Raw genomic sequence first — 663 nt, forward strand, 5'->3', positions numbered from 1 at the left:
CGCGCCCCTGAAAAACCGGGCCGTACGTCGCGTGACCGTCGGCTTCGGTTGCTCGCGGAGTTCCCCGCGCCCCTGAACGGGCGCCTCAGGTCGAGCCGTGCTCTTTAGGGGCGCGGGGAACTGCGCGACAAGCCCTCACCGGCCCGCACCCGGCGAATCAACCTCGGGCCCGCCTTCAGGGAGCCGCAGGCTACGAGCACCACCACAGGAAACGGGTGCACGTTTCTGTTGGAGTCGGGTCCGGGGTCGGGTCCTCCGCCGTGGGGGCCGGGTCCGGGGTGCCGGGGTCCGCGGGGGTGGAGTCGCCCGGGGTGGTCTGATCCGGGGCGGGGGCCGAGGTCCTGGGGTCGGTCGAGCGGGACGGGTCGGCCGATTCCTTCTTGTCCTCGTCGTCCTTGTCCTTCTTGGACTTCTTCGACTCCGAGGCCGAGGGGGACGCCGAAGCGTCAGGGGACTCCGAACCGGACCCGCCGGAGGAGCCGCCCTCGCCATCGGACGACGACGAACCGTCCGCGGAGGCCGAGGAACCGGACGACGCCTCGTCCGCCGCTGCCGCCTTCGGCTCGGAGGAGGGGGCCTCTATACCCAGCTCGGCCAGACTGAGCCCGCCCGCCGCGAGCAACAGCCCCGCCCCCACGAGCAGCACCCGCTTGCGCCGCCGCC

General features: G+C 72.9%; 1 pseudogene. It reads right to left on the bottom strand.

From position 1 onward, the window contains the following. Positions 1–190 precede the first annotated feature (190 nt). Positions 191–663 (bottom strand): annotated as a pseudogene (locus O3Q52_RS53845) (hypothetical protein); the annotation flags it as partial.

It is taken from the genome of Streptomyces sp. ActVer (assembly GCF_027270795.1).
In the GTDB taxonomy this organism is placed as follows: domain Bacteria; phylum Actinomycetota; class Actinomycetes; order Streptomycetales; family Streptomycetaceae; genus Streptomyces; species Streptomyces umbrinus_A.